23 protein-coding genes are annotated in these 23,584 nt (G+C 60.1%); 13 read left to right on the top strand and 10 right to left on the bottom strand.

The genetic code is table 11. The features are described 5' to 3' along the window. Positions 1 to 41: 41 nt before the first annotated feature. Positions 42 to 278: a hypothetical protein gene (locus tag ACZ9IM_RS04935; RefSeq protein WP_476223472.1), complete on the top strand. Its 237-nt coding sequence runs from the start codon at positions 42 to 44 to the stop codon at positions 276 to 278. Between the two features lie 5 nt (positions 279 to 283). On the opposite strand, the gene pdxH is transcribed toward ACZ9IM_RS04935, so the two are convergent. The 5 genes from pdxH to dinG all read right to left on the bottom strand — a co-directional run bounded on the left by pdxH (position 284) and on the right by dinG (position 8,290). Beyond that, positions 284 to 931 carry a pyridoxamine 5'-phosphate oxidase gene (pdxH, locus tag ACZ9IM_RS04930; protein WP_008072789.1) on the bottom strand — a complete coding sequence of 216 codons (648 nt, stop codon included), beginning with the start codon at positions 929 to 931 and terminating at the stop codon, positions 284 to 286. Between the two features lie 24 nt (positions 932 to 955). After that, on the bottom strand, positions 956 to 2,053 hold the full coding sequence (locus ACZ9IM_RS04925; protein ID WP_476223471.1) for an OmpA family protein: 1,098 nt from the start codon (positions 2,051 to 2,053) through the stop codon (positions 956 to 958). A 112-nt stretch (positions 2,054 to 2,165) separates the two neighbouring features. After that, positions 2,166 to 3,311, bottom strand: a complete 1,146-nt coding sequence (locus tag ACZ9IM_RS04920) for a serine hydrolase domain-containing protein (RefSeq protein ID WP_476223470.1) — start codon at positions 3,309 to 3,311, stop codon at positions 2,166 to 2,168. A 227-nt stretch (positions 3,312 to 3,538) separates the two neighbouring features. Next, the gene (locus ACZ9IM_RS04915; protein WP_476223469.1) at positions 3,539 to 6,049 is read right to left on the bottom strand and encodes a beta-agarase; all 2,511 of its coding nucleotides are present in this window, start codon (positions 6,047 to 6,049) and stop codon (positions 3,539 to 3,541) included. Positions 6,050 to 6,145: 96 nt separating this feature from the next. Next, on the bottom strand, positions 6,146 to 8,290 hold the full coding sequence (gene dinG / locus ACZ9IM_RS04910) for an ATP-dependent DNA helicase DinG (RefSeq protein ID WP_218398340.1): 2,145 nt from the start codon (positions 8,288 to 8,290) through the stop codon (positions 6,146 to 6,148). Between the two features lie 98 nt (positions 8,291 to 8,388). On the opposite strand from dinG, the gene ACZ9IM_RS04905 reads away from it, so the two are divergent. Beyond that, the gene (locus ACZ9IM_RS04905) at positions 8,389 to 8,847 is read left to right on the top strand and encodes a CopD family protein (protein ID WP_476223468.1); all 459 of its coding nucleotides are present in this window, start codon (positions 8,389 to 8,391) and stop codon (positions 8,845 to 8,847) included. A gap of 110 nt (positions 8,848 to 8,957) precedes the next feature. Here the strand turns inward: ACZ9IM_RS04905 and ACZ9IM_RS04900 are convergent, their stop codons facing one another. From ACZ9IM_RS04900 to ACZ9IM_RS04885, 4 genes are all read right to left on the bottom strand, one after another. Then, on the bottom strand, positions 8,958 to 9,716 hold the full coding sequence (locus ACZ9IM_RS04900) for a collagen-like triple helix repeat-containing protein (RefSeq protein WP_427625763.1): 759 nt from the start codon (positions 9,714 to 9,716) through the stop codon (positions 8,958 to 8,960). Beyond that, positions 9,709 to 9,987 carry a DUF1145 domain-containing protein gene (locus ACZ9IM_RS04895; RefSeq protein WP_032830505.1) on the bottom strand — a complete coding sequence of 93 codons (279 nt, stop codon included), beginning with the start codon at positions 9,985 to 9,987 and terminating at the stop codon, positions 9,709 to 9,711. The genes ACZ9IM_RS04900 and ACZ9IM_RS04895 overlap by 8 nt, the downstream gene beginning before the upstream one ends. Before the next feature lie 163 nt (positions 9,988 to 10,150). Then, positions 10,151 to 10,864 carry a PA1041 family peptidoglycan-binding anchor lipoprotein gene (locus tag ACZ9IM_RS04890; protein ID WP_427625764.1) on the bottom strand — a complete coding sequence of 238 codons (714 nt, stop codon included), beginning with the start codon at positions 10,862 to 10,864 and terminating at the stop codon, positions 10,151 to 10,153. Positions 10,865 to 10,954: 90 nt separating this feature from the next. Continuing rightward, positions 10,955 to 11,650, bottom strand: coding sequence for a PA1041 family peptidoglycan-binding anchor lipoprotein (locus ACZ9IM_RS04885; protein ID WP_123499290.1), 696 nt, complete (start codon positions 11,648 to 11,650; stop codon positions 10,955 to 10,957). Positions 11,651 to 11,851: 201 nt separating this feature from the next. Here ACZ9IM_RS04885 and ACZ9IM_RS04880 point away from each other — a divergent pair, with 201 nt between their 5' ends. The 4 genes from ACZ9IM_RS04880 (at position 11,852) to ACZ9IM_RS04865 (ending at position 13,646) form a co-directional block, all read left to right on the top strand. After that, a complete protein-coding gene (locus ACZ9IM_RS04880) occupies positions 11,852 to 12,349 on the top strand; it encodes a DUF6231 family protein (RefSeq protein ID WP_427625765.1) in 498 nt (165 codons plus the stop codon). 4 nt (positions 12,350 to 12,353) lie between these two features. Continuing rightward, positions 12,354 to 12,830: a YchJ family protein gene (locus ACZ9IM_RS04875; protein WP_123499295.1), complete on the top strand. Its 477-nt coding sequence runs from the start codon at positions 12,354 to 12,356 to the stop codon at positions 12,828 to 12,830. A 115-nt stretch (positions 12,831 to 12,945) separates the two neighbouring features. Further along, complete coding sequence (locus ACZ9IM_RS04870) at positions 12,946 to 13,431, top strand: LEA/WHy family protein (protein WP_427625766.1); 486 nt, start codon at positions 12,946 to 12,948, stop codon at positions 13,429 to 13,431. 5 nt (positions 13,432 to 13,436) lie between these two features. Further along, positions 13,437 to 13,646 (top strand): SEC-C metal-binding domain-containing protein, encoded by a 210-nt coding sequence (locus tag ACZ9IM_RS04865; RefSeq protein ID WP_007906737.1) that lies wholly within the window; start codon positions 13,437 to 13,439, stop codon positions 13,644 to 13,646. A gap of 201 nt (positions 13,647 to 13,847) precedes the next feature. Here the strand turns inward: ACZ9IM_RS04865 and ACZ9IM_RS04860 are convergent, their stop codons facing one another. Further along, positions 13,848 to 14,405 (bottom strand): cysteine hydrolase family protein, encoded by a 558-nt coding sequence (locus ACZ9IM_RS04860; protein ID WP_476223467.1) that lies wholly within the window; start codon positions 14,403 to 14,405, stop codon positions 13,848 to 13,850. A gap of 146 nt (positions 14,406 to 14,551) precedes the next feature. Between ACZ9IM_RS04860 and ACZ9IM_RS04855 the strand changes: the two genes are divergently transcribed. The 7 genes from ACZ9IM_RS04855 (at position 14,552) to ACZ9IM_RS04825 (ending at position 23,577) form a co-directional block, all read left to right on the top strand. Continuing rightward, positions 14,552 to 15,196, top strand: coding sequence for a glutathione binding-like protein (locus tag ACZ9IM_RS04855; RefSeq protein WP_427625767.1), 645 nt, complete (start codon positions 14,552 to 14,554; stop codon positions 15,194 to 15,196). Between the two features lie 220 nt (positions 15,197 to 15,416). Continuing rightward, positions 15,417 to 17,867 (top strand): penicillin acylase family protein, encoded by a 2,451-nt coding sequence (locus tag ACZ9IM_RS04850; protein ID WP_476223466.1) that lies wholly within the window; start codon positions 15,417 to 15,419, stop codon positions 17,865 to 17,867. Between the two features lie 343 nt (positions 17,868 to 18,210). Further along, positions 18,211 to 19,242 carry a ligase-associated DNA damage response exonuclease gene (locus tag ACZ9IM_RS04845; RefSeq protein ID WP_476223465.1) on the top strand — a complete coding sequence of 344 codons (1,032 nt, stop codon included), beginning with the start codon at positions 18,211 to 18,213 and terminating at the stop codon, positions 19,240 to 19,242. Further along, the gene (locus ACZ9IM_RS04840; protein WP_476223464.1) at positions 19,239 to 20,927 is read left to right on the top strand and encodes an ATP-dependent DNA ligase; all 1,689 of its coding nucleotides are present in this window, start codon (positions 19,239 to 19,241) and stop codon (positions 20,925 to 20,927) included. The genes ACZ9IM_RS04845 and ACZ9IM_RS04840 overlap by 4 nt, the downstream gene beginning before the upstream one ends. A gap of 375 nt (positions 20,928 to 21,302) precedes the next feature. Beyond that, positions 21,303 to 22,085, top strand: a complete 783-nt coding sequence (locus tag ACZ9IM_RS04835) for a transporter substrate-binding domain-containing protein (RefSeq protein WP_476223463.1) — start codon at positions 21,303 to 21,305, stop codon at positions 22,083 to 22,085. A 56-nt stretch (positions 22,086 to 22,141) separates the two neighbouring features. Continuing rightward, on the top strand, positions 22,142 to 22,870 hold the full coding sequence (locus ACZ9IM_RS04830) for an ABC transporter permease (RefSeq protein WP_427625772.1): 729 nt from the start codon (positions 22,142 to 22,144) through the stop codon (positions 22,868 to 22,870). Then, on the top strand, positions 22,867 to 23,577 hold the full coding sequence (locus ACZ9IM_RS04825; protein ID WP_007904660.1) for an ABC transporter permease: 711 nt from the start codon (positions 22,867 to 22,869) through the stop codon (positions 23,575 to 23,577). Before ACZ9IM_RS04830 ends, ACZ9IM_RS04825 begins: the two co-directional genes overlap by 4 nt. Positions 23,578 to 23,584: the final 7 nt, after the last annotated feature.

Raw genomic sequence — 23,584 nt, 5'->3', positions numbered from 1 at the left:
CGGCAAATTACAAAATCTGCGCCGCAGACCCAAGGATTTTCATGGATTACTTCATCATTGTCGTCACGACCGTCGCCGGCTTGTACTTCCATTGGTGGCTGTACGTGCGGATCAAACGCTGGATGGACCGCGATCTGGCGTTGTCACTGGCGGGTAAAGACGAACAGAAAAGAGCCTTTATGCTCCAGCAACTGGCGAACGCTCAAACGCAGAAAATCAAGCGACGGGACCTGCCTCAATGGCTGGCAGCCGCTGCGGCAGGGTATCCCGATTGGTAGGCTATTTACGGTGCCAGGCGTTCGCGAACCCAGTCGGTGCCTTGCAAGCGGTAGTTGAGGCGATCGTGCAGACGACTCGGACGCCCCTGCCAGAATTCGATGCGCTCGGGTAGCAAACGATAACCGCCCCAGTGTTCGGGGCAGTGAGGCTGAGTATCGCTGAAACGTTGCTCGGTATTCTTGAGCAGCGCTTCCAGTTCGCCGCGATCGGCGATCACCCGGCTCTGGGGCGAGGCCCAGGCACCGAGACGGCTGCCCAGAGGACGAACCTGATAATAAGCGTCGGACTCTTCAGGCGTGACCTTCACCACCCGCCCTTCGATGCGCACCTGGCGCTCCAGGGCTGGCCAGAAGAACGTCATGGCCGCAAATGGATTGGCTGCCAGTTGCTGACCCTTGTCGCTTTCATAGTTGGTGAAGAAGGTGAAGCCCTGCTCGTCCAGGCCCTTGAGCAGCAGAATGCGGCAATGCGGCCGCCCCTGCTGATCGACGGTGGCCAGCGTCATGGCATTCGCCTCCACCGGCACCTGCTCGGTTTTCACCGCGTCGGCAAACCACTGATGAAACAGCGCGAACGGCTCGGCCGGGGCTTGCGCCTCGGTCAGGCCATCTCGGGTGTAGTCGCGACGCATATCTGCCAAGGGCCGGGTCATGGCGCATTCCTTTTGGTTAACGAATCACTTCTTTGTGTCATCGGCGACAGCGACTTTCTTGGTGTCGACAGCGGCTTTAGCCGGCGCAGTCTTTTTCACTACGGCTTTTTTGGCTGGAGCCTTGGCAGCCGCTTTCTTGGCCGGGGCCTTTTTCGTCGCCGGCACAGCCGCTTTCTTCGCAGCAGGCGCCGGGGTCACAGGCTTGGCCACTGGCTTGATGTCTTGCGCAGCGACCATGGTTTTCACCGGTGCAGGAGCCGGCATGTTGTACTTGCTCAGCAACGCGACCATGGTGTTTGCCGGCGTCACCAACAGCTCGACGCGACGGTTCAAGGCACGACCTTCAGAACTGTCGTTGGCGGCGCGCGGAGCCTCACCACCCATGCCACGCAGCATCAGGCGATCACGTTGCAGACCGCTGAGACGGAAGATCGCCGCCACCGCTTGGGCGCGCTCCTGGCTCAGTTTCACGTTGGCCGGAGCGGCGCCCGACGTATCACTGTGACCGAGTACCAGCACGGCAGTTTTTGGATCGACTTCGAGGATTTTCGCGACACGGGTGAACGGGCCGAGGGTCACCGGCAGCAGCATGGCTGGACGGTCAGGGTTGAACGAGCCGTCTACCGGTGCAGTGACGACCAGCACGTTTTCACGGCGCTCGAGTTTCAGATTGCTGTCCTTGATCGCCTCACGCAGGCGCGGTTCGTAGTCGTCGAGCCAGGCTTGGGTGACTTTCGGGTCGGGCATCGGCACGGCCTTGGCGGTGCTCTGCTCCTTACCGCCGAACGGCCACCACCAATTGCCACCCGCATCGGCTTCAGCCTTGGCTGCAACGGCCGGCTTGGCTTCAGGTTTAACGTCCGGTTTCACGTCCGGTTTGGCCACTTTGTCGGCAGCGTCATCGGAACCGAACGGCCAGTACCAAGGGGATGCACTTTCAGCCTTGGCGACGGGTGCTGTTGCAGCAGGTTTCAGCGGGGCCGGGGCCGGTTCTTTGGTCGCAACCTTGTCGGATGAGCCGAACGGCCACCAGCTGCCGCCGTCTGCGTCATTTTGTGGGGTTTGTGCGCAACCGGTGATAGCGAAGCACAGGGCCAGGGCGAGAGTTTTATTGGATGACATTGGATATCCACAAAATGAAGTAATGAAGAATCAGACCGGGTTGGCCCGGATAAACAGCGCTTTGAAACCACAAAGGCTTTCGGGTTCCGGCCCTGGCCCCCTTAAGCGTGATTTACAGACAAGTGGCCAGTACTCGCACAAGCTTTTGCGCTCGTGGATCCATCAAGACGTACGGCCCCAGGGTATTTGTCACAAAGCCGAAGGCCACATCGTGTTCTGGGTCAGCAAAACCGATGGAACCGCCGGCGCCGGGGTGACCGAACGCCCGTGGGCCGAGGCCGTAGGTGGCGTTGGGTACGTCCGGTTGATCGAGCATGCAACCCAGGCCGAAGCGGGTCCGGGTCAATAAAGTCTTGTCTTCGCCGACGCTGTGTTCGCGGGTCAGCTCGTCGAGCATTTCGCTTTCCAGCAGACTGCCGTCGAGCAAACCGGCGTAGAACCCGGCCAGGCTGCGGGCATTGCCATGGCCATTGGCGGCCGGCTGCTGCATGCGCCGCCATTCCGGTTTGTTGGTGCTAGTCATTATAGACGGCGGGTTGGTAAAGGCCCGCGTGCTCATGGCCGTCGGCTCGCGCATGGTCACTTGCAGCAAGCGCTGGGCCGCGGCATCGCCAAGGTTGCCCTTGCTGCGGGCAATGTGTGCCACGCGATGAAATTCTTTGTCGGCGAGGCCGACGTGGAAGTCCAGCCCCAAGGGCTTCGCGACCCGCGCCACGATGGACTCGCCCGGCTCACGACCGTCGGCGCGACGCAGCAACTCACCGACCAGCCAGCCATAGGTGATCGCCGCATAACCGTGACCTTCACCCGGCTTCCACCATGGCGCTTCGGCAGCCAGGGCATCGACCATGGTCTGCCAGTTGTAAAGTGCTTCTGGCGCCAACAATTCGCGCAGGGCCGGCAGGCCGGCCTGATGGCAGAGCAAGTGGCGCAGGGTCACGGATTCTTTGCCGGCGGCAGCGAACTCGGGCCAGTAGCGGGCGACCGGGACATCCAGTTGCAGCTTGCCTTCGGCCACCAATTGCAGCGCGGTCACGGCGGTGAAGGTCTTGGTGCAGGAAAACAGGTTGGCAATGGTGTCGCTGTGCCAGGCTTCGGTGCCGTCCTTGTCAGCGGTACCACCCCAGAGGTCGAGGACAGTTTCACCGCCAATCCGGATGCACAACGCCGCGCCACGCTCCTGAGGATCGTCGAACAGCGCTGCAAAAGCTTCGCGCACCGCTTCGAACTTAAGCTCGTAATGACCCTGAATCTGCACCCACAACTCTCCCGGATAAACGCTCTATAAAGTGGCCCGCATTGTTCCAGCCCTTGAGGGATCTGGGAACAGGGTCGGGCCGGGCGGTCGCCCATGGAATTAATCAGGAGCCTCTGTGGCGAGGGAGCTTGCTCCCGTCGGGGCGCGGAGCGGCCCCCTATTCCCAGAATGGGACTGCTGCGCAGTCCAACGGGATCAAGCTCCCTCGCCACAGGGGATCTCAGTGCTTAATGACCATTGCCCGAATGCCCACCCGCATGACCGGCGCCCTGCTCCGCACCTTTGCCGGCAGCGCCTTGCTTGCCGCCCTTGCCTTCATGGTTTTCCGCCTCGGTTCTGGCCTTCTCGGCCTCTTTGCCGAGTTGATCGACAGTCTGCACATTGCTTTTGCGCACCGTGTCGACAAAGCCCTGGAACGGCAGGTCAGTAATGCCCACCAGCCCGAAGTGACCGTTCTCGCCATCCAGCAGGCGACCGGTCACCGGTTGATCGAGGTACTGGAACCAATGCACCCCGACAATCGAGGGTTCGCTCATCGCCTGCTTGAGGAAATTGGCGTAGGCCGGGCCGCGGTCTTCTTCTTTGGCCAGTTGCGTCACGCCACCCCAGAACGGGCCGCGATCCTTTGATCCGAAGTTGAACTCGGTGATCAACACCGGCTTGTCCAGGCTGCGCAGTCTGGCGAAGTCGTAACCGTCCTGGGGTTGCAGGGTGTACATATTGAAGCTCAGCACGTCGCAGTATTGCGCGCAGGACTCGACGGCTTCCGGGGTGCTGATGGCAAAACGGCCACCCAGCAACAACTGGTTCGGCGCATGCCACTTGAGCGAGTCGGAGACGGTTTTGAAGTACGTGTCTGCGAACACTTTCTGGAAGTATTTGAAGTCGGCTTCGATTTCCGGGTACTCGGCGCTCGGCTGCGGCGGCACGAAGCCCGGGTCTTCCATCAATTCCCAGGCCGGCAGATCAATGCCCCATGCCTTGGAAAGGCCCGCCTGGTTGCGGTACTTGTCACGCAGCTGTTTGAGGAAGGCACGCTTGGCCGGCACATCGGTGGTCATTTTCAAAGTGCCGTAGGCCAGCGCGTAACGAGCCTTCGGGTCATCGCCGGGACCGGCCCAGGCCAGTTCGTTATCGGCGAAGTAACCGATCAGCCAAGGATCGTCGCGATGGTCGCGGGCGGCGATGGCCACGGCGCGCTCGGTGGCCATGGCGAAACGCGGATCGAACGGATCGGGCATACCGCCCCACCAATCGGTGCCGGTGCTGATGCTGGCGTAATCGCCGACGATCGACAGTGGCAAGGTGTACGGTACTCGGTCAGCGTTGCCAAACACCGGTGCGCTCCAGTTGCCAATGGTATTGAAACCCCAGGCTTGCAGGCGATCGAGGGTATGACTGGCCCAGCGTTTTTCGTCAAAAACCACTTTGCAAGGTTCGGCGGCCGTTTGCTCGGCCGCTTTTTCGACTGACGCTTCAACGGCGCCGGTCTTGGCCGCTTCGGCGACACCGGCGCCGGATTCGGTCGCCGCAGGAGCGGCTGATTGTTCGGCGGCCTTATCGGCTGTCGCCTCGACCGCATCGGCCTTCGCCGCTTGGGCAACACCGGCCTTGGTGTCGCTGCCCGGTGCGCAAGGCTCGCCATACAGACGCTGCAGGTTGGCGCCATAGAAATCGTACCAGCGCCCGGCATTGTAGGCTCGGCCCTGATCGGCGCCATTGCCGCCACGGTTGTCGCCTTCGCCATAGTAGCTGGCAAGGGGCTCGTCGGGTTTGGGCAGGGATTCGAACATCCACTCGCGACCGGCGACGTAGGTCTGGTTTGCGCTCGGGGTCACGCTGTTGACGCCGAGGGAATAGAACGGATGCCCTTCCGGGGTTACCAGGTACCAGCGGCCGTCACGTTTTTCTGTGCGGAAAAAGCCGCTGGCCTTGAACGCAGGGCCTTTGGTCCAGCCGCCGAACTTGTCCAGGGACTGCTTCTCGCGCTCGGCCAGCCAGCTTTTCAGTTGTTGCTGTTCTTTGGCCGCGGCGGATTTCAGTTGCTCGTCGCTGCTGACCTTCTCCGGCCATTTGGCCCGGGTCGATTGGCCGTAGGCGTCCACCAGACCGCCATAAGCGGCCTTGGTGACAGCCTCGCCATCCTGCACGCCGAAGCGCTCGAGCAGGATGCTTTGGGCGACTTTGGGCTGATCCATCGACAAGGTCACTGACACCACTTGGCTGCGGTCCAGCTCACCGGCGCTGCTGGCCAGCAATACACGCTGGCCTTCGAAGCTGATCGGCATCGGCGGGCCGGCTTTCATGCCCTGGCTCAACGGTGTACTCGGCTGCAGTGGCACCAGCAGGGTTTGCGCAGGGCCGGCCGGCAGATCGACACGGCTGACCAGGGTCTTGCCGTCGTTGCTCTGGATTTTCACGTACAGGGTCACGGCCCAGTTCATCGCGCTCTGGATCCGCAGGCTCATGACACCCGACTGCGACCAGTCCCAGGCACCGGTCTGCGGCGTCAGACGCAACGTCGGCTGGGCCACAGGGTTGAAGGTCACGCGGCGCAGCACTTCACCTTCGGCCGTTTGCTCCGCGTTCGATTGCGGCAGGCTGGCGTCCTGGGTCGCCACCTGGACCACATCGGCGGGACGCACAAAGTTGAACAGCGTCTGTTGGCCGGCAGGGGCCGCCAGCAAAGGGGCTGCGAACATCAGAGCGAAAACAGCAGGCAACGAACGGCGAATCATAGGAACGAGGTTCTCCCTAACGACCTTCAATGGGCCAGTGGAAAAGCGATGGCAGAGAGATAGACAACGCGGCGGGCAAATTTGCCCACCGGTGTATCAGGAAATTTCACGACGGAAGGGTGGCAACGCATTGAGGATTGCCTTGCCGTAACGCTGGGTGACCAGGCGTCGATCGAGCAAGGTGATGGTGCCGCGGTCTTCTTCGGTGCGCAGCAAGCGCCCGCAAGCCTGGACCAGCTTCAGCGAGGCATCCGGCACGGAGATTTCCATGAACGGATTGCCACCGCGGGCCTCGATCCATTCCGCCAGCGCCGCTTCGACCGGATCGTCGGGCACCGAGAACGGAATCTTGGCGATCACCACGTGTTCGCAGTAGGCACCGGGCAAATCCACGCCTTCGGCGAAACTCGCCAGGCCGAACAACACGCTCGAATCCCCGCCATCGACCCGCGCCTTGTGCTTGTTCAGGGTTTCCTGCTTCGACAGGTTGCCTTGAATGAACACTTGCTTGCGCCAGTCGCGGTCCAGACCGTCGAACACGTCCTGCATCTGTTTGCGTGAGGAGAACAGCACCAGGGTGCCACGTGAACCTTCTACCAGTTGCGGCAGGTCGCGGATGATCGCTGCGGTATGAGCCGGCGCATCACGCGGGTCGGCTTTGAGGTCCGGCACCCGCAACACACCGGCATCGGCGTGATGAAACGGGCTCGGGACCACGGCGGTCACGGCTGTTTTAGGCAGACCGGCACGCATACGGAAGCGGTCGAAAGTGCCGAGAGCGGTCAGGGTCGCCGATGTCACCAGCGCCCCGTAAGCCACGTTCCACAGGTTGCGCCGGAGCATATCCGCCGCGAGGATCGGGCTGGCATTGACCTCGATGTCGAACAGCGAACCGCTTTCGGCCAGGGTCAGCCAACGGGCCATGGGCGGGTTGTCTTCCGGGTCTTCGACGGTGAAAGCGGTCCACAGCTCCCAGTTGCCCGAAGAGCGCGACAACAGGCTGCCGAACAGTGGATACCACTCTTCGGCCTGGTTACTGGCGATGCCGATGTTGACCTCGCCATCCATGCCTTCCTTGAGCAGTTCAGTGAGCCGGGTGAACAGGTCGGTCAGGCGGGCAAAGCCCTTCTTCAGCTCGATGCCCATTTCGCGCATGTGCTCGGGAATCACCCCGCCGACGAATCGGTGACGCGGCCGCTCGCGACCTTCGACGTCTTCGCCGGGCTTGAAGTCGGCGGCTTGCTCACAGGCGCTGAACATGAACTGCTGCTGGGTCTTGATCTCCCGGGCCAGCTCCGGCACCTGCTCGATCAACTTGCCCAGATCGCCCGGCAGCGGGTGCTGGGCGAGTAATTTGGTGAGGTTCTTGGCGGTGGTTTCCAGCCAGTCGGCGGTGGAACGCAAACGGGTGTAATGCGCGAAGTGGCCGATGGCTTTGTCCGGCAGGTGGTGGCCTTCGTCGAACACATAGATGGTGTCACGCGGGTCCGGCAGAACCGCACCGCCGCCCAGGGCCAGGTCGGCCAGGACCATGTCGTGGTTGGTGACAATCACATCAACTTTGCCCATGCCTTCGCGGGCCTTGTAGAAGGCGCACTGGCCGAAGTTCGGGCAATGACGGTTGGTGCACTGACTGTGATCGGTCGTCAGGCGCGCCCAGTCGGCGTCTTCCAGCGCCGTCGACCAACTGTCGCGATCGCCGTCCCACTTATTGCCGGCGAGCTTCTCGATCATGCTGGTGAACAGCTTCTGGCTGGCCTCATCAACCTCGATCTTGAAGCCTTCTTCTTCGAACAGCTGCGCGGTGGCAGTCTGCGCATGACCTTCCTGGAGCAACATATCCAGCTTGGACAGGCACATGTAGCGGCCCCGGCCCTTGGCCAGGGCGAAGCTGAAATTCAGCCCGCTGTTGCGCATCAGGTCGGGCAAATCCTTGTAGACGATCTGCTCTTGCAGGGCCACGGTAGCCGTGGCGATCACCAGACGCTTGCCGGCGGCCTTCGCGGCAGGGATGGCCGCCAGGCTGTAGGCCACGGTTTTGCCGGTACCGGTGCCGGCTTCCACCGCGACAATCGCGGGGTCGCCACTGCGCCGGCCTTCGTCGTCGGTGTCGATGTCACCGAGGACTTTGGCAATTTCGGCGATCATCAGGCGTTGGCCGTAGCGCGGCTTGAGGCTCTTGGCTTCGAGAAAACGCGAGTAGGCGCCCTGGATCGTGGTTTTGAGTTCGGTGCTGATCATGGATTGTCGGGCGCAAAAACGCTGGATAAATTTTCAGTAGTTGGGATCGGCCGCTATCATACCGCGCTAATTAATCCCGCGCAGAACGGAGTACCTCAATGACACCTTTTGGCATCGTTTATACCCTGCATGTCATCGCCGCCCTGGTGTGGGTGGGCGGCATGTTTTTCGCCTGGATGGTCTTGCGCCCCGCGGCGATGAAGGCGCTGGAAGGCCCTGCCCGGTTGAAGCTGTGGGTGGAAGTGTTTCAAGGTTTTTTCCGCTGGGTCTGGATCGCCGTAGTGCTTTTGCCGATCAGCGGTGTGGGTATGATTCATCTGCAGTTCGCGGGGTTTGAAGCCGCGCCGCGGTATGTGCAGGTGATGATGGGATTGTATGTGGTGATGACGGCGCTGTTTATCCGGATTCAGGCGCTGATGCTTCCGGAACTGCGCACGGCGGTGGCGGCTCAGGATTGGCCGACGGGCGCGGCGGTGCTGGGCAGGATTCGCCGGTTGGTGGGGATAAATCTGGTGGTCGGGTTGGTGCTGGTGGCGATTGCTGCTGCTCGGCCGTGATCGTTCCCACGCTCTGCGTGGGAATGCCTCAAGGGACGCTCCGCGTCCAGTGACGCGGAGCGTCACGGGCTGCGTTCCCACGCAGAGCGTGGGAACGATCGCTTGAGGGCTTACAACCGCTGAATCGTCACCGAACCCGCCACTCCCGCAGGCCCCGGCTGACCGTCGACACCGGGACGACCGCTCTTGCCGCCATCGGCTTTATAGACGACGCAGCCCTTGGCCTTGCCGCCCGCGCCAGGTTTACCCCCCGGACCTGCCGCGCCACCAACCCCGCCCGCAACCTCGACCTTGATCTGCTGCGCAGGGTAATCACGCGGCACTTCCAGCCGAACCAGCGCCCCTGGTGCGCCCGGCTGGCCGTCGCTGCCATTACTGCCATCGGCGCCGCGACCGGCCTGGCCCCAGGTACAACCCGGTGCTTGACCATTAGCCCCATCAAGGCCGACAAAACCTGGAGCTCCCGCGCCACCGCGAGCGTCTACCGACAATTGCGGCGCGTTCAACGCTTTGATCTGCAAATCCAGATTGCGTCCGGAGCGAGCGGCCTTGAGGTAAGTCCCCGGCGCGCCACGTGCAGTGATCTGACTGCCTTCGGCCAATTCGGCACGGCTGACCTTCAACGCCAGAGCTTGTTCGCTCGGCACAATGGCAATCCGCGCGTCGCGCCCCAGGTGCAGCTCGCCGACCGTCACTTCGGTCACGTTCGAGGGAATCAGCAAAGTCCCGTAATCGGCGACTTCCAGCCGTTCCAGTTGCAAGGTACTGGTGGTGTTGGGCAAGCGCATCAGCGAGTTGGTTTCGACGCTCACCACCTGCGCGCAGGCCAATGGGCTGATAAATGCAGCGAGCAGACAGAGTTTACGCATGGGAGGCCTTCGAAGCGGCCGGGGCCGGAATGGTTTGCAGGTGGAAAACGCCGAAAAAGACAATCTTCAGGCGATCACGCCAAGGATGGGCTCGACCTTTGAGGCTGCGGTTGCAGAACACCAGCTCCAGAAGATGGAGCCCTGCCAACACAGTGCCTGCAAAATTGATCAGCAGGTGAAACGGATGAACAAACGGTATGAGCAGATTGGCCAGCACCACCAACCAGAACAGCAGGGTCAACAACTTCCCCAGCCCCCAAAACACCTTCATACGCTCCTCCGTTGAGAATTATTCTTTGCGCGCACAGTAACGGCTTCCACGCGGGATATGCCAGAGGGCAACAGAAAATTCTTCCAGAAGGTCGCGGATTAGCCGCCGGATCAACCCGAATCGTTGTCCGACGGCTCTATCACGCGGTTATTAGTCACAGAGCTTAGCGATTGATGTGCAATTCCACGCGACGGTTTTGCGCCCGTCCTTCTTCCGTGTCGTTATCGGCCACCGGTTGGCTTTCGCCCCGGCCTTCGCTGGTGAGTTTGTTCGGCGCCACTCCCTGGCTCAACAGGTAGGCCGCGACGCTGCTGGCACGACGCTCCGACAGTTTCTGGTTATAGGCGTCCGAACCCTGGCTGTCGGTATGACCGATGACTTTAATGCTCACCACATCGGTGTTCTGCAATTTGGCCATCAACGAATCCAGCTCACTGCGCGCTTGGGGCATCAGCTCGGATTGGTTGTAAGCGAACAGCACGTTGCCGTTCAGGGTGATGACTTCGGAGACCGGTGCTTCAACAGGTTTCACGCTGGCCGGGTATTGCGGCAGCGGGCAACCGTGATGTTCGACAGGTGTATCGGCGGGCGTATCGGGGCAACGATCACGTCGGTCGAAGACACCATCATCGTCTTCATCGCCATCCTGGGCGTAGCAGATCAGGCCACCGGTCAAGATCCCGAGCGCCGCTCCACCGGCTGCCCAGCCACCACTTTCGATCGCGCCCAAACCGCCGCCGACCAGTCCGCCAATGACGCTGCAGATCGGCCACGTACGTTGATTGAGGGGGGCGGTGCCATCGCTGTGAGTCGCACAACCGGTCAGAAGACTGCCAAGCAGCAGAACCGGCAAGACGGTCCTTGTGAGAACGCTCATTGTGAATGCTCCTGTGTCACCGGCCCATACCGGTCACACAGGAGTAAAGACCCGCATCCGCGACTGTACAAGCCGCGGAACGGGAGAGGCCTAGCGGTTGATTTTGATTTCCGTGCGCCGATTCATCGAACGGCCGTCAGCGGTTTTATTATCGGCCACCGGTTGGCTTTCACCAGCACCGGTCACAGACACGAAACTGCTGCGTGGCACGCCTTGGGAAATCAGGTATTCCACCACTGAATGGGCGCGTCTATCCGACAGTTTCTGGTTGTAGGCATCACTGCCGACACTGTCGGTATGACCGGTGACGGTCAGTTGGGCGGTGGAGGATTCCTGTTTCAGGCGCGTGGCAATGGTGCTGAGTACGTCCTTATCGGCAGGGGTGAGCTTGGCCGAGTCGAACTGGAAGTGCACATCACGGATAACGATGACTTCTTCCTTGACCACCGCCGCCTCCTCGACCACCGGCGCAGGCGCGGGTGGAGGGCAGCCGTTGGCATCGACCTGCACGCCTTTAGGTGTGCCCGGGCACTTGTCGCGGCTGTCCGGTACGCCATCGCCGTCTTCGTCGCCGTCACCATGCACCCAGCAATAAGCGGCTGCCGTGCCGCCGACCAGCAGCGCGCCATACCCCGCCCATGCCGAGCTTTCGGTCGCGCCGAGCCCCGCACCGATGACACCACCGACCGCCGCACAGGACGGCCAGTCGGTTTTCTGCAAACCTGCGCAACCAGTCAACACACTGGTTAGCAGAACCAAGGGTAATGCTGTCCGAATTATGCTCATCTAGTTCTTCTCCTGAGGGATCGGCTTAAAACCGATTCTAGGGAGTAAAGACCCGACTTTTAATCTCCGCCAGCAATAGGCCATTGCTGTTTTGCCCCGTGTTCACGGAAGATCGGCGCTTTTTGGTTAAACCCGCCAGAAGGGACGCTAGGCCCGGACGTTGGGGCAGGCTAATCTTGGCGCTCTGATTGAGGATCTTCGATGATTGCAGGTATTTCTTCGCGCACGCCCCAGCAAGCGTTGGCCGCTTTGCTTGATCGTTATGCCCCGGCGCGTCTGTTACTGATTGGCGCCAGCGAATTCCCCGCGCTTGAGGCATTCAAACTCGCACACCCGGACAGCATCGTCGCCTTTGCTGCACCCGGGCCACTGCCCGCCGAACTGGCAGCACAGCGGTTTAACCTGGCGCTGGTGGTCGATTGCCTTGAACACTTGCCCAAGCGCGACGGCCTGAATCTGCTCGGCGGGATACGCAACCTCAATGCCAGTCGCATTGCGGTACTGGCCGACTTGCCGGCATGCGGTTGGCAGGAGACGGACTTTTTCTCCCTGGCGCTGCAAGCCAGTGAACGCTTCCAGCGCGATGATCAAGTACTGACCCTGTTCACCTATGATCTGCTTGACTATAAACAGGTGCCCGACTGGCTTAACTCACGCTTCTGGGCCAATCCGGAAAACTTCGGGAAATATTGGTGGTAACGCAATGAGTACATCCATTTGCCCTTGCGGCAGCGGCACGCTGCTCGATGCCTGCTGTGGCCATTACCACGCCGGCCACCCCGCTCCCAGCGCCGAAGTCTTGATGCGTTCGCGCTACAGCGCCTATGTATTGGGGTTGATCGATTATCTAGTGGCGACCACCCTGCCCGCACAACAGGCCGGCCTGGATCGCCAGTCGATCAGCGACTGGAGCGCCCAAAGCACCTGGCTGGGCCTGGAGGTGGAAAGCGCCGAAGTCTTCGGCGGACAGCCGGAGCACGCCTTCGTCACCTTCACCGCTCGCTGGCACGACAGCAGCGGCGAACACAGTCACCGCGAACGTTCGTCATTCGTACAGAACGCCGGCCACTGGTATTTCATCGACCCCACCGTGTCACTCAAGGCCGGACGTAACGATGCATGCCCGTGCGCCAGCGGGCAGAAGTTCAAGAAGTGCTGCGCGAGTTACTTTGGCGCTTGAGGTCGCCGACCGCAAAAAAGATCGCAGCCTTCGGCAGCTCCTACGCGCCTGTGGGCGCCGCCGAAGGCTGCGATCTTTTTAAGGCTAGACTGGGTCTCAAGGGAGATACCTCACCATGACCCGTCAACGGCGCGCATTACAGCTGCTCACCCTGCTCCTGTTTCTGGCGCTCGGCGGCTGTGCGTCGTGGTTCGACGACGACTTGCCGGAGCCGCAGGTGCATCTGGTCAAGGTCGAGGTGGTCCGGGCCAAACTACTGGAGCAGAAATTCCTGCTGCATTTTCGCGTCGACAATCCCAATGACCAAGACCTGACGGTGCGTGCCCTGGAATATCGCATTCACCTGGGGGACATACTGCTGACCGAAGGCGAGCACGAACACTGGTTCACGGTCGGCCCCAAACGCAGTGCTTATTTTAAAGTACCGATCCGCACCAACCTGTGGCCGAAAGTCCGGGACCTGGTCAAGCTGCTGAAAAAACCCGACCAACCCATTCCCTATCGTCTGGAAGGTGAACTGGAAACCGGTTTATTCATCGCGCACTACGTGCACCTGGCGCGTAATGGCGTGATAATCGCCGCCGATTTAATTCCGGAGTGACCCCGATGACCCAGCAACCTCATGTCCATGGCCCTGACTGCAACCACGATCATGACCATCACGACCACCATGATCACGACCATGGCCATGTCCACGGCCCGAACTGCGGCCACGCCCACCAGGAACCGGTGCGCAACGCCCTGAAAGACGTCGGCCGCAACGACCCTTGCCCATGCGGCAACGGCAAGAAATTCAAGAAGTGCCACGGCGCTTGATGCTTCGGGCGGATATCTTTTTCGCCTGTTGAATCGCTATCGCGGGCAAGCCCGCTCCCACAGGGATCTTTTGTGAACACACAAAATTGTGAGCACCGCCGATCAACTGTGGGAGCGAGCCTGCTCGCGATGACGGAGGCACATTCACTATCAATTTGGCCGTTAGACCGCTATCGCGAGCAGGCTCGCTCCCACAGGTTTTCAGCCAGCCGTTAATATTTCTGCTGTGCCGACGACCGTCGCATACTCGCCATGCAAATTGCCCAGCGACATCGCGTGCACTTCCTCGGCTGAATGAGCATTGCCAAAGTAATCCGCTTTATCGAAGGTAAAGCACGCATCCTCAGCAACCCACGCTTCAAACCCCAGATTCCCGGCCGTTCGCGCCGTGGACTCCACCGAGTTGTTGGTCGCCACACCAACGATGATCAACTGATCGATCCCCGCCTCGCGCAAGCGTGCTTCCAGCCCCGTCGAACAAAAGGCATCCGGCACCTGTTTCTGAATCAGCCACTCACCCATCGATGGTTGAAAACGCTCCTGAAATTCCACCCCCGATTGCTGCGGCCAGAACACTGAATCCTCTGAGCGGGACAGGTGCTGCACATGAATCACCGGCCGCCCGGTTCGACGCCAATGCCCCAGCAATTCCAGGATGCGCTCTTCGGCCTGAGGGTTGTTTCGACGGCCCAACCTGGGATGCAGGATGCCTTTTTGTTGATCGATGATGATCAGCGCCGCTTTGGTCTTGAGCTCCATGCCGACTTTTCTCCTGCTGGGGCATTGAATTTCCCGCACTTCAGCATCACCTCTTGCTACTGGCAAGCCATCCAACGCAAACAGGACGACCTGATGCCGGCGGTCGCTGTCCGTACCTGACGATGTCTCTTGATTTGGAGTACTTCATGATCGACTTGTATTACTGGACCACCCCCAACGGCCACAAGATTTCTATATTCCTGGAAGAAGCCGGCCTGCCGTACAACGTTTACCCGATCAACATCAGCCAGAACGACCAGTTCAAACCCGGATTCCTGAAGATCTCGCCGAACAACAAAATCCCGGCCATCGTCGATCATGAGCCGGCCGATGGCGGTGAACCGTTGGCACTGTTCGAGTCGGGGGCGATTCTGCTGTACCTCGCGGAGAAAACCGGCAAGTTCCTGCCCAAGGATCTGCGCGGACGCCAGCAAGCGTTGCAATGGTTGTTCTGGCAGATGGGTGGCCTGGGGCCGATGGCCGGGCAAAATCATCACTTCAGCCAATTCGCACCAGAGAAAATCCCCTACGCGATCAAGCGCTACATCGACGAAACCGCCCGCCTGTATGGGGTGCTCGACAAGCAATTGGCCAACAATGACTTTGTCGCCGGCAGCGAATACAGCATTGCCGACATGGCAATCTACCCGTGGATCGTTTCTCACAAGTGGCAAAGCCAGAACCTGGAAGACTTCCCCAACGTATTGCGCTGGTTTACCCACATCCAGAACCGCCCGGCGACGGTGAAGGCGTATGCGCTGGTGGCCAAGGTCAATCCGCCTAAATCCTGAGGCCCTGCACTCTGATCGTTCCCATGCTCCGCGTGGGAATACCTCAACGGACGCTCCGCGTTCGGCTCTGAATGTGACGCAGAGCGTCACGGGCTGCATTCCCACGCAGAGCGTGGGAACGATCACCGTAAAGAAATAACACCGCCGCCGCTTGCGCGGCTTCCTCCTGCTCACTAACGTAGCGCCTTTATTGCGCCTCTACCCCCGCAGGAGCTTTGCCATGGCCTCGCCAGCCCTCACACATTTTCTTCCCCGGTTCGGCGTTGCCGCAGCAGTGGCCGGTGTTTTAAGCCTGACCGGTTGTCAGACCTGGAACACTCAAGACACCCTCCCGCCTACCTCCGGCGTGCAACCGCTCAAAGGCCTGGCGCAGAACGTTTCGATTCGACGCAATGCCATGGGCATGCCGCTGATCGAGAGCAATAGCTTCCACGATGCGCTGTTCACCCTCGGCTACGTGCATGCCAGCGACCGCATCAGCCAAATGGTCACTCTGCGTTTGCTGGCCCAGGGCCGTCTGGCGGAGATGTCCGGTTCGGACTTGCTCGACGCCGACCGCTACATGCGTGCGGTCAACCTGAAGAAAAGCGCGGGTGAGCTGTACAAAGCCTCTTCGCCGCGCCTCAAGCGTTTCTTCGAAGTCTATGCCCGTGGGGTCAACGCCTACCTGTTCCGCTACCGCGACAAACTGCCTGCGGACCTCGCGGCCACTGGCTATAAGCCGGAATACTGGAAACCTGAAGATTCGGCGCTGATTTTCTGCCTGCTGAATTTCAGTCAATCGGCGAACCTGCCGGAAGAAATTTCCTCATTGATGCTGGCCCAGACAGTCAGTACCGACAAGCTGGCGTGGCTTGCGCCGTCCGCTCCCGATGAAAAACTGCCAGTCGCAGAAGCGGAAAAACTTCAGGGCATCAAACTCAATGGGCAAATCCCGGGGCTGAGCGAAATCAGCAAAGCCACGGGCCAACTGTCCGACCTGAATCTGCTGGGCGCCACGTCTTCTAACAACTGGGCGATTGCCCCGCAACGCAGCCGCAGCGGCAAAAGCCTGTTGGCCAGCGACAGCCATGGGCCGCTGGGCGTGCCGTCGCTGTTCAATTACGTGCAGATTCGCGCGCCGAAATACCAGGCCTCCGGCGTGACTATTGCCGGGTTACCCATGGTGCTCGGTGGTTTCAACGGCAAAGTGGCGTGGAGCATGACCACGGTCATGGGCGACAACCAGGACCTGTTCCTGGAAAAAATCAAACGCCAGGGCAACGGCCTTTCTTACGAAGTCAGCGGCAAATGGCAGCCGGCGATCGTGCGCAACGAAACCTACTTCGTCAAAGGCCAGAAGCCGATTCGCGAAGCGGTGTACGAAACCCGCCATGGACCGCTGCTCAACAGCGCCCAAGGCACCGCGTTGGCGAATGGTTTCGGCTTGGCCTTGCAGACGCCGAACTTCACCGACGACAAAACCCTGGACGCCTTTTTCGATCTGTCCCGAGCACAGAGCGTCGAGAAAGCCTCGGACGCCAGCCGTGAGATCCGCGCCATCGCCCTGAATCTGGTGTTTGCCGATGCCAGCAACATCGGCTGGCAAGTCACCGGTCGCTACCCGAACCGTCGCGAAGGCGAAGGCTTGCTGCCGTCGCCGGGCTGGGAAGGTCGCTACGACTGGGACGGTTACGCCGACCCAATGCTCCATCCGTATGACCAGGACCCGGCTCAAGGCTGGCTCGGCACCGCCAACCAGCGGGTCATTCCCCATGGCTACGGCATGCAACTGTCCAATTCCTGGTCGGCGCCGGAGCGCGGTGAACGCATGGCCGAACTGGCGGGCGTGGGCAAACACGACACGCGTAGCCTGATCGCCATGCAATACGACCAGACCACCACCTTCGCTGCCAAGCTGAAGAAGATGTTTGAAGCACCGGGCATGTCCCAGCCACTCAAGCAAGCCATCGAAGCGTTGCCGGTGGCCGATCGCGGCAAGGCTCGCGAGGCTTATACGCGTTTGATGGCTTTCGACGGCAAACTCAGCCCGACCTCCGCCGACGCGGCGATCTACGAGCTGTTTTTGCAGGAAAGCACCCAGCAGATTTTCCTCGACGAACTGGGCCCGGAAAGCAGCCCGGCGTGGAAAGCCTTTATTGCCAACGGCAAGTTGTCTTACGCGGCTCAGGCCGATCACCTGCTGGGCCGTGAGGACAGTCCGTTCTGGGACGACCTGCGCACCTCGCAGAAAGAAGACAAACCGGCGATTCTCGCCCGTAGCCTGGCGGCCGCGATCAGTGCGGGGGACAGCCAGTTGGGTGGCGATCACAAAGCCTGGCAGTGGGGCAAACTGCATCGCTACGAATGGAAGAACGCCAGTGGCCAGACCGTGCGCGGTCCGCTGCCAGCCGGCGGCGACCACACCACGCTCAACACCGCCGCGTTCACCTGGGGTCAGGACTTCAACACCACGCTGGCGCCGGCCATGCGCTTTATCGTCGATTTTGGCCAGGCCGAACCGCTGATGGGCCAGAACGGTAGCGGCCAGTCCGGCAACCCGGCCAGCGCGCACTATCTCGACAGCGTTGAGCCATGGCTCAAGGGGCAATACATCAGCCTGCCGATGCAGCCGCAGAACTTTGACAAAGTCTACGGCAAGACGCGGTTGACCCTCACGCCTGGCAAGTAACCTCAAGAGGGACCGGGCAGGCTCGCGAAAGCATGCTGCCGGTCCCATTGATGCTGAAAATCCATTGTGGCGAGGGAGCTTGCTCCCGCTCGACTGCGCAGCAGTCGCAAAACTGACGTCGGTGTTCTAACTGGATCTGCGCGGTGGCAGATTCGGGGCCGCTGCGCGCCCCAGCGGGAGCAAGCTCCCTCGCCACAAGTGCGATAATTCCTCTCTAAAAAGCCTTAACTGGCTTGCTCGCAAAAGCGGCCTGTTTAACGCCTCCATTCTTCCCGAAAATAAATAGAACTTCTCGTCTCGCGCAAACCTCCTAGCTAACAGGCATCTCCATTCTGGTAACAATATGGACCTTGTTATCGCTCGTCCTGAAGGTTTGTACTGCCCGCCCGGTGATTTCTATATCGACCCATGGCAGCCGGTCGAACGCTCGGTCATCACCCACGCCCACAGCGACCATGCTCGCCGTGGCAATCAACATTATCTGGCAGCGGCACCGGGGGCAGCCATCCTGCGTGCGCGTCTGGGCCAGGACATCAACCTGCAAACCTTGCCTCATGGCGAGCCATTGCTGCACCGCGGTGTAAAACTGAGTTTTCACCCCGCGGGCCACGTACTCGGCTCTGCCCAGGTACGTCTGGAATATGGCGGGGAAGTCTGGGTCGCCTCGGGGGATTACAAGACCGAGCCCGATGGCACCTGTGCGCCATTCGAACCGGTGCGTTGCCACACGTTCATCACGGAATCGACGTTCGGCTTGCCGATTTACCGCTGGCAACCCCAGACGCAGATCTTTGCCGAGATCAATCAGTGGTGGCGGGCCAATGCGGCGGCCGACAAGACCAGCGTGCTGTTCTGCTATGCCTTCGGCAAGGCTCAACGGATTCTCCACGGCATCGATGCCAGCCTCGGCCCCATTCTGGTACATGGCGCGGTTGAACCCATCAATCGGATTTATCGCGAGAGCGGCATTTATTTACCGCCAACGATCTATGCCGGCGAAGTTAAAAAGCATGACCCGATGATGCGCAAGGCCTTGGTCCTCGCACCTCCTTCTGCGGGTGCCAGCCCTTGGGTACGGCGTTTCGGTGATTACAGCGATGGCTTCGCCAGCGGTTGGATGCGCTTGCGCGGTACACGACGCCGGCGCAGTGTGGACCGCGGTTTTGTGCTATCGGATCACGCCGACTGGCCCGGCCTGCTTTGGGCCATCGAACAAACCGGAGCCGAACGCGTGATCGTCACCCATGGTTCAATCGGGGTATTGGTGCGCTATCTGCGCGAACAAGGCCTCGATGCCATGAGTTTCAGCACCGAATATGGCGATGATGAAGAAACCACAGTCCTCGAACCCGAGAGCGCCGAGGTGCTGGCATGAAAGCCTTCGCCGACTTGTATGCCGAACTCGACGCCACCACCTCGAGCAACGCCAAACTGGCGGCGATGCAGAGCTATTTCGCCCAAGCCGCACCTGAAGATGCCGCTTGGGCGGTGTACTTTCTGTCCGGTGGGCGCCCTCGACAATTGGTGCCGGTACGAATGCTGCGGGAAATGGCCACAGCGTTTTCCGGACTCTCGCCCTGGCTGTTCGAAGAAAGTTATCAGGCCGTAGGTGATCTGGCGGAAACCATCTCGCTGGTGCTGCCCGAAATGCCCCACACCTCTACCGATGGGCTGGCGGTGTGGATTGAAGACAAACTGCTGCCGCTGCGTAACGCGCCCCCGCTGACCCTTGCCGAATCCTTGCCCGCCTTGTGGGCGCAACTGGATCGCCAGAGTCTGATGCTGTGCATCAAATTGATCACCGGCAGTTTCCGTGTCGGGGTCTCCAAATTGCTGGTCACCCGCGCCTTGGCGGCGATGGCCGGGCTCGACAGCAAACGCGTGGCCCAGCGGCTGGTGGGTTACACCGATCTGTCCAACCGCCCAACCGCCGCCAGTTACCTGAAGCTGATCGCCCCCGAATCACCCAATGAGCATGCCCAACGGGGTGGTCAGCCCTACCCGTTTTTCCTCGCCCATGCGTTGTCGCACCCGATCGAGCAGTTCGACGCCCTGCTCGGCCCCGTCAATCAGTGGCAAGTGGAATGGAAGTGGGACGGCATCCGCGCTCAAGTGGTCAAGCGCGATGGGCGCTTGTGGATCTGGTCACGAGGTGAAGAGCTGTTAAGCGAGCGCTTCCCCGAACTGGACAGCCTGGTTCATGACTTACCCGACGGCACGGTGATCGACGGTGAAATCGTCGCCTGGAAAGCCGCACAACCAGGCACCGAGGACGCCTTCGACCCGAAGTCGACGTCGTCACCCGCCGTGCAACCCTTCGCTCTGTTGCAACAGCGGATCAGCCGTAGAACGCTGAGCAAGAAAATCCTCGATGAGGTGCCCGTGGTGATCCTGGCCTATGACCTGCTGGAATGGCAGGGTGAGGATTGGCGTAACCAGACCCAAGCCACGCGCCGCACTCAGCTGGAGCAACTCATCCTCAACTGCGCAAACCCGGTATTAATGAGCTCGCCCGTGCTGACCGGCGAAGACTGGTTCGACCTTGGCCGTCAACGGGAAGCCTCCCGCAGACTGGGCGTCGAAGGCATGATGCTCAAGGCCCGCGATGCGCTGTATGGCGTCGGGCGGACCAAGGACATGGGCGTGTGGTGGAAATGGAAAGTCGACCCGTTCAGCGTTGATGCGGTGCTGATCTATGCCCAGCAGGGCCATGGCCGCCGGGCCAGCCTCTACACTGATTACACGTTCGCGGTGTGGGACGGTCCTCCTTCTGCCCGCGAGCGAACGCTGGTGCCTTTCGCCAAGGCTTACTCCGGGTTGACTGACGAAGAAATGCGTCAGGTCGACAGCATCGTACGCAAGACCACGGTGGAAAAATTCGGACCGGTGAGTAGTGTGAAACCGACTTTGGTGTTTGAGCTGGGATTCGAGGGTATTGCCCTGTCGAAGCGGCATAAGAGCGGGATTGCGGTGCGGTTTCCGAGAATGCTGCGTTGGCGGCAGGACAAATCGGTGGAGGAGGCTGACAACTTGGCGACGTTGCAGGATTTGCTCGCCTGACCTGATTTCTGTGTTGCACCAATGCAGATCAGTAAAGTTGCAGAACCTATGGGAGCGGGCTTGCTCGCGAAGGCGGTGTGTCCGGCAACATTAATGTTGACTGACACTCCCTCTTCGCGAGCAAGCCCGCTCCCACATGGATTGTGGCTTAGCTGATCTGGCGGTGGGCTCCCCACACTGCGCACCATCCAGGCGCAGGGATCTGGCGATGCCCGTTTTCGTGCATAAAATCCCGCTTTACCGCTTCTTGTATTACCTTTTAAACGCTTGTTCGGGACTCTGGTTCGGAAATTGCTACTTTTAATAGGTCTTACGCTTTTCAGTAACAGTACTTCTGCGCCACAAGCGCTCATATTGGTTCTTAGGGATTGAATAATGAAAAAAGCATTGCTGACCCTTTCTGCACTGGCGTTGTGCATGGCTGCCGGCTCCGCGCTGGCCAAGGAATACAAAGAATTGCGTTTTGGCGTTGACCCTTCTTACGCGCCGTTCGAGTCCAAAGCAGCCGACGGTAGCCTGGTAGGCTTCGACATCGACCTGGGCAATGCAATTTGCGCCGAGCTGAAGGTCAAGTGCAAATGGGTCGAAAGCGATTTCGACGGCATGATTCCGGGCTTGAAAGCCAATAAATTCGACGGTGTGATCTCTTCGATGACCGTCACCCCGGCCCGCGAAAAAGTCATCGATTTCTCCAACGAGTTGTTCTCCGGCCCAACCGCTTACGTGTTCAAGAAAGGTTCCGGCCTGACCGAAGACGTCGCTTCGCTGAAGGGTAAAACCGTCGGTTACGAGCAAGGCACCATCCAGGAAGCGTACGCCAAAGCGGTGCTGGACAAGGCTGGCGTGAAAACCCAGGCCTATCAGAACCAGGATCAGGTGTATTCCGACCTGACTTCCGGCCGTCTCGACGCAGCGATCCAGGACATGCTGCAAGCCGAACTGGGCTTCTTGAAGTCACCAAAAGGCGAAGGCTACGAAATCAGCAAGCCGGTCGACAGCGAATTGCTGCCGTCGAAAACAGCGATCGGTATCTCGAAAGGTAACAAAGACCTCAAGGCACTTTTGGATAAAGGTATCAAAGCGTTACACGACGATGGCACCTACGCCACCATTCAGAAGAAACACTTTGGCGATCTGAATTTGTACAGCGGCAAATAATGCCCGGCGCCCATCTCGCGATGGGCGCTTTTTTCACCCGATCAGGTTGCTGATTTATGTTCGAAAACCTATTACAAAACCTGGGGCTCTCAGCCTTCAGCCTCCAGGGCTTCGGTCCGTTGCTGATGGAAGGCACCTGGATGACCATCAAATTATCGGTGTTGTCGCTGTTGGTGGCCGTGTTGCTCGGCTTGCTGGGCGCCAGTGCCAAGCTGTCAAAAGTCAAACTGGTACGTGTTCCGGCCCAGATCTACACCACGCTGATTCGTGGGGTGCCCGACCTGGTGCTGATGCTGCTGATCTTCTACAGCCTGCAAACCTGGCTGACCTCGTTTACCGACTTCATGGAATGGGAATACATCGAGATCAACCCGTTCAGCGCCGGGGTCATCACCCTGGGCTTCATTTACGGTGCGTACTTCACCGAAACGTTTCGCGGGGCGATCCTCGCCGTGCCACGGGGCCAGGTTGAAGCCGCCACCGCCTACGGTCTCAAACGCGGCCAGCGTTTTCGTTTTGTGGTGTTCCCACAAATGATGCGCTTCGCCCTGCCGGGTATCGGCAATAACTGGATGGTGATGCTCAAGGCCACCGCGCTGGTCTCGATCATCGGCCTGGCCGACCTGGTCAAAGCCGCGCAGGACGCCGGTAAAAGCACCTATCAACTGTTCTACTTCCTGGTGCTGGCCGCACTGATTTACCTGGTGATCACCAGCGCCTCCAACGTCGTCCTGCGCTGGCTCGAACGCCGCTACGCCGCCGGCTCCCGGGAGGCCGTACGATGATCGAACTCTTGCAGGAATACTGGAAACCCTTCCTTTATACCGACGGTTACAACATCACCGGCCTGGCCATGACCATGTGGCTGCTCAGCGCTTCGATCTTCATCGGCTTTCTGGCGTCGATCCCGCTGTCCATCGCCAGGGTTTCGCCCAAGATCTACATCCGCTGGCCAGTGCAGTTTTACGTCTACCTGTTCCGGGGTACGCCGCTGTATATCCAGCTGCTGATTTGCTACACCGGTATCTACAGCCTGGCGGCCGTGCGCGCCCAGCCGGTCCTCGATGCGTTCTTTCGCGATGCGATGAACTGCACGATCCTGGCCTTCGCCCTGAACACCTGCGCCTACACCACGGAGATCTTCGCCGGGGCGATTCGCAGCCTGCCTCACGGAGAAATCGAAGCGGCCAAGGCTTATGGTCTGTCAGGCTGGAAGCTCTACGCCTACGTGATCATGCCGTCAGCCCTGCGTCGCTCGTTGCCTTATTACAGCAACGAAGTGATTCTGATGCTGCACTCGACCACCGTGGCGTTCACCGCGACCATCCCGGATGTATTGAAAGTCGCTCGCGACGCGAACTCTGCGACCTTCCTGACATTCCAGTCGTTCGGCATCGCCGCGCTGATCTACCTGACCGTTACCTTTGCGCTGGTCGGCCTGTTCCGTCTCGCCGAACGCCGATGGCTGGCCTTCCTCGGGCCGACTCACTAGGACAACT

Source organism: Pseudomonas sp. TE12508 (assembly GCF_056279485.1).
Note: the sequence above shows the minus strand (reverse complement) of the source record. Positions and strands in the feature narration are given on the sequence as shown.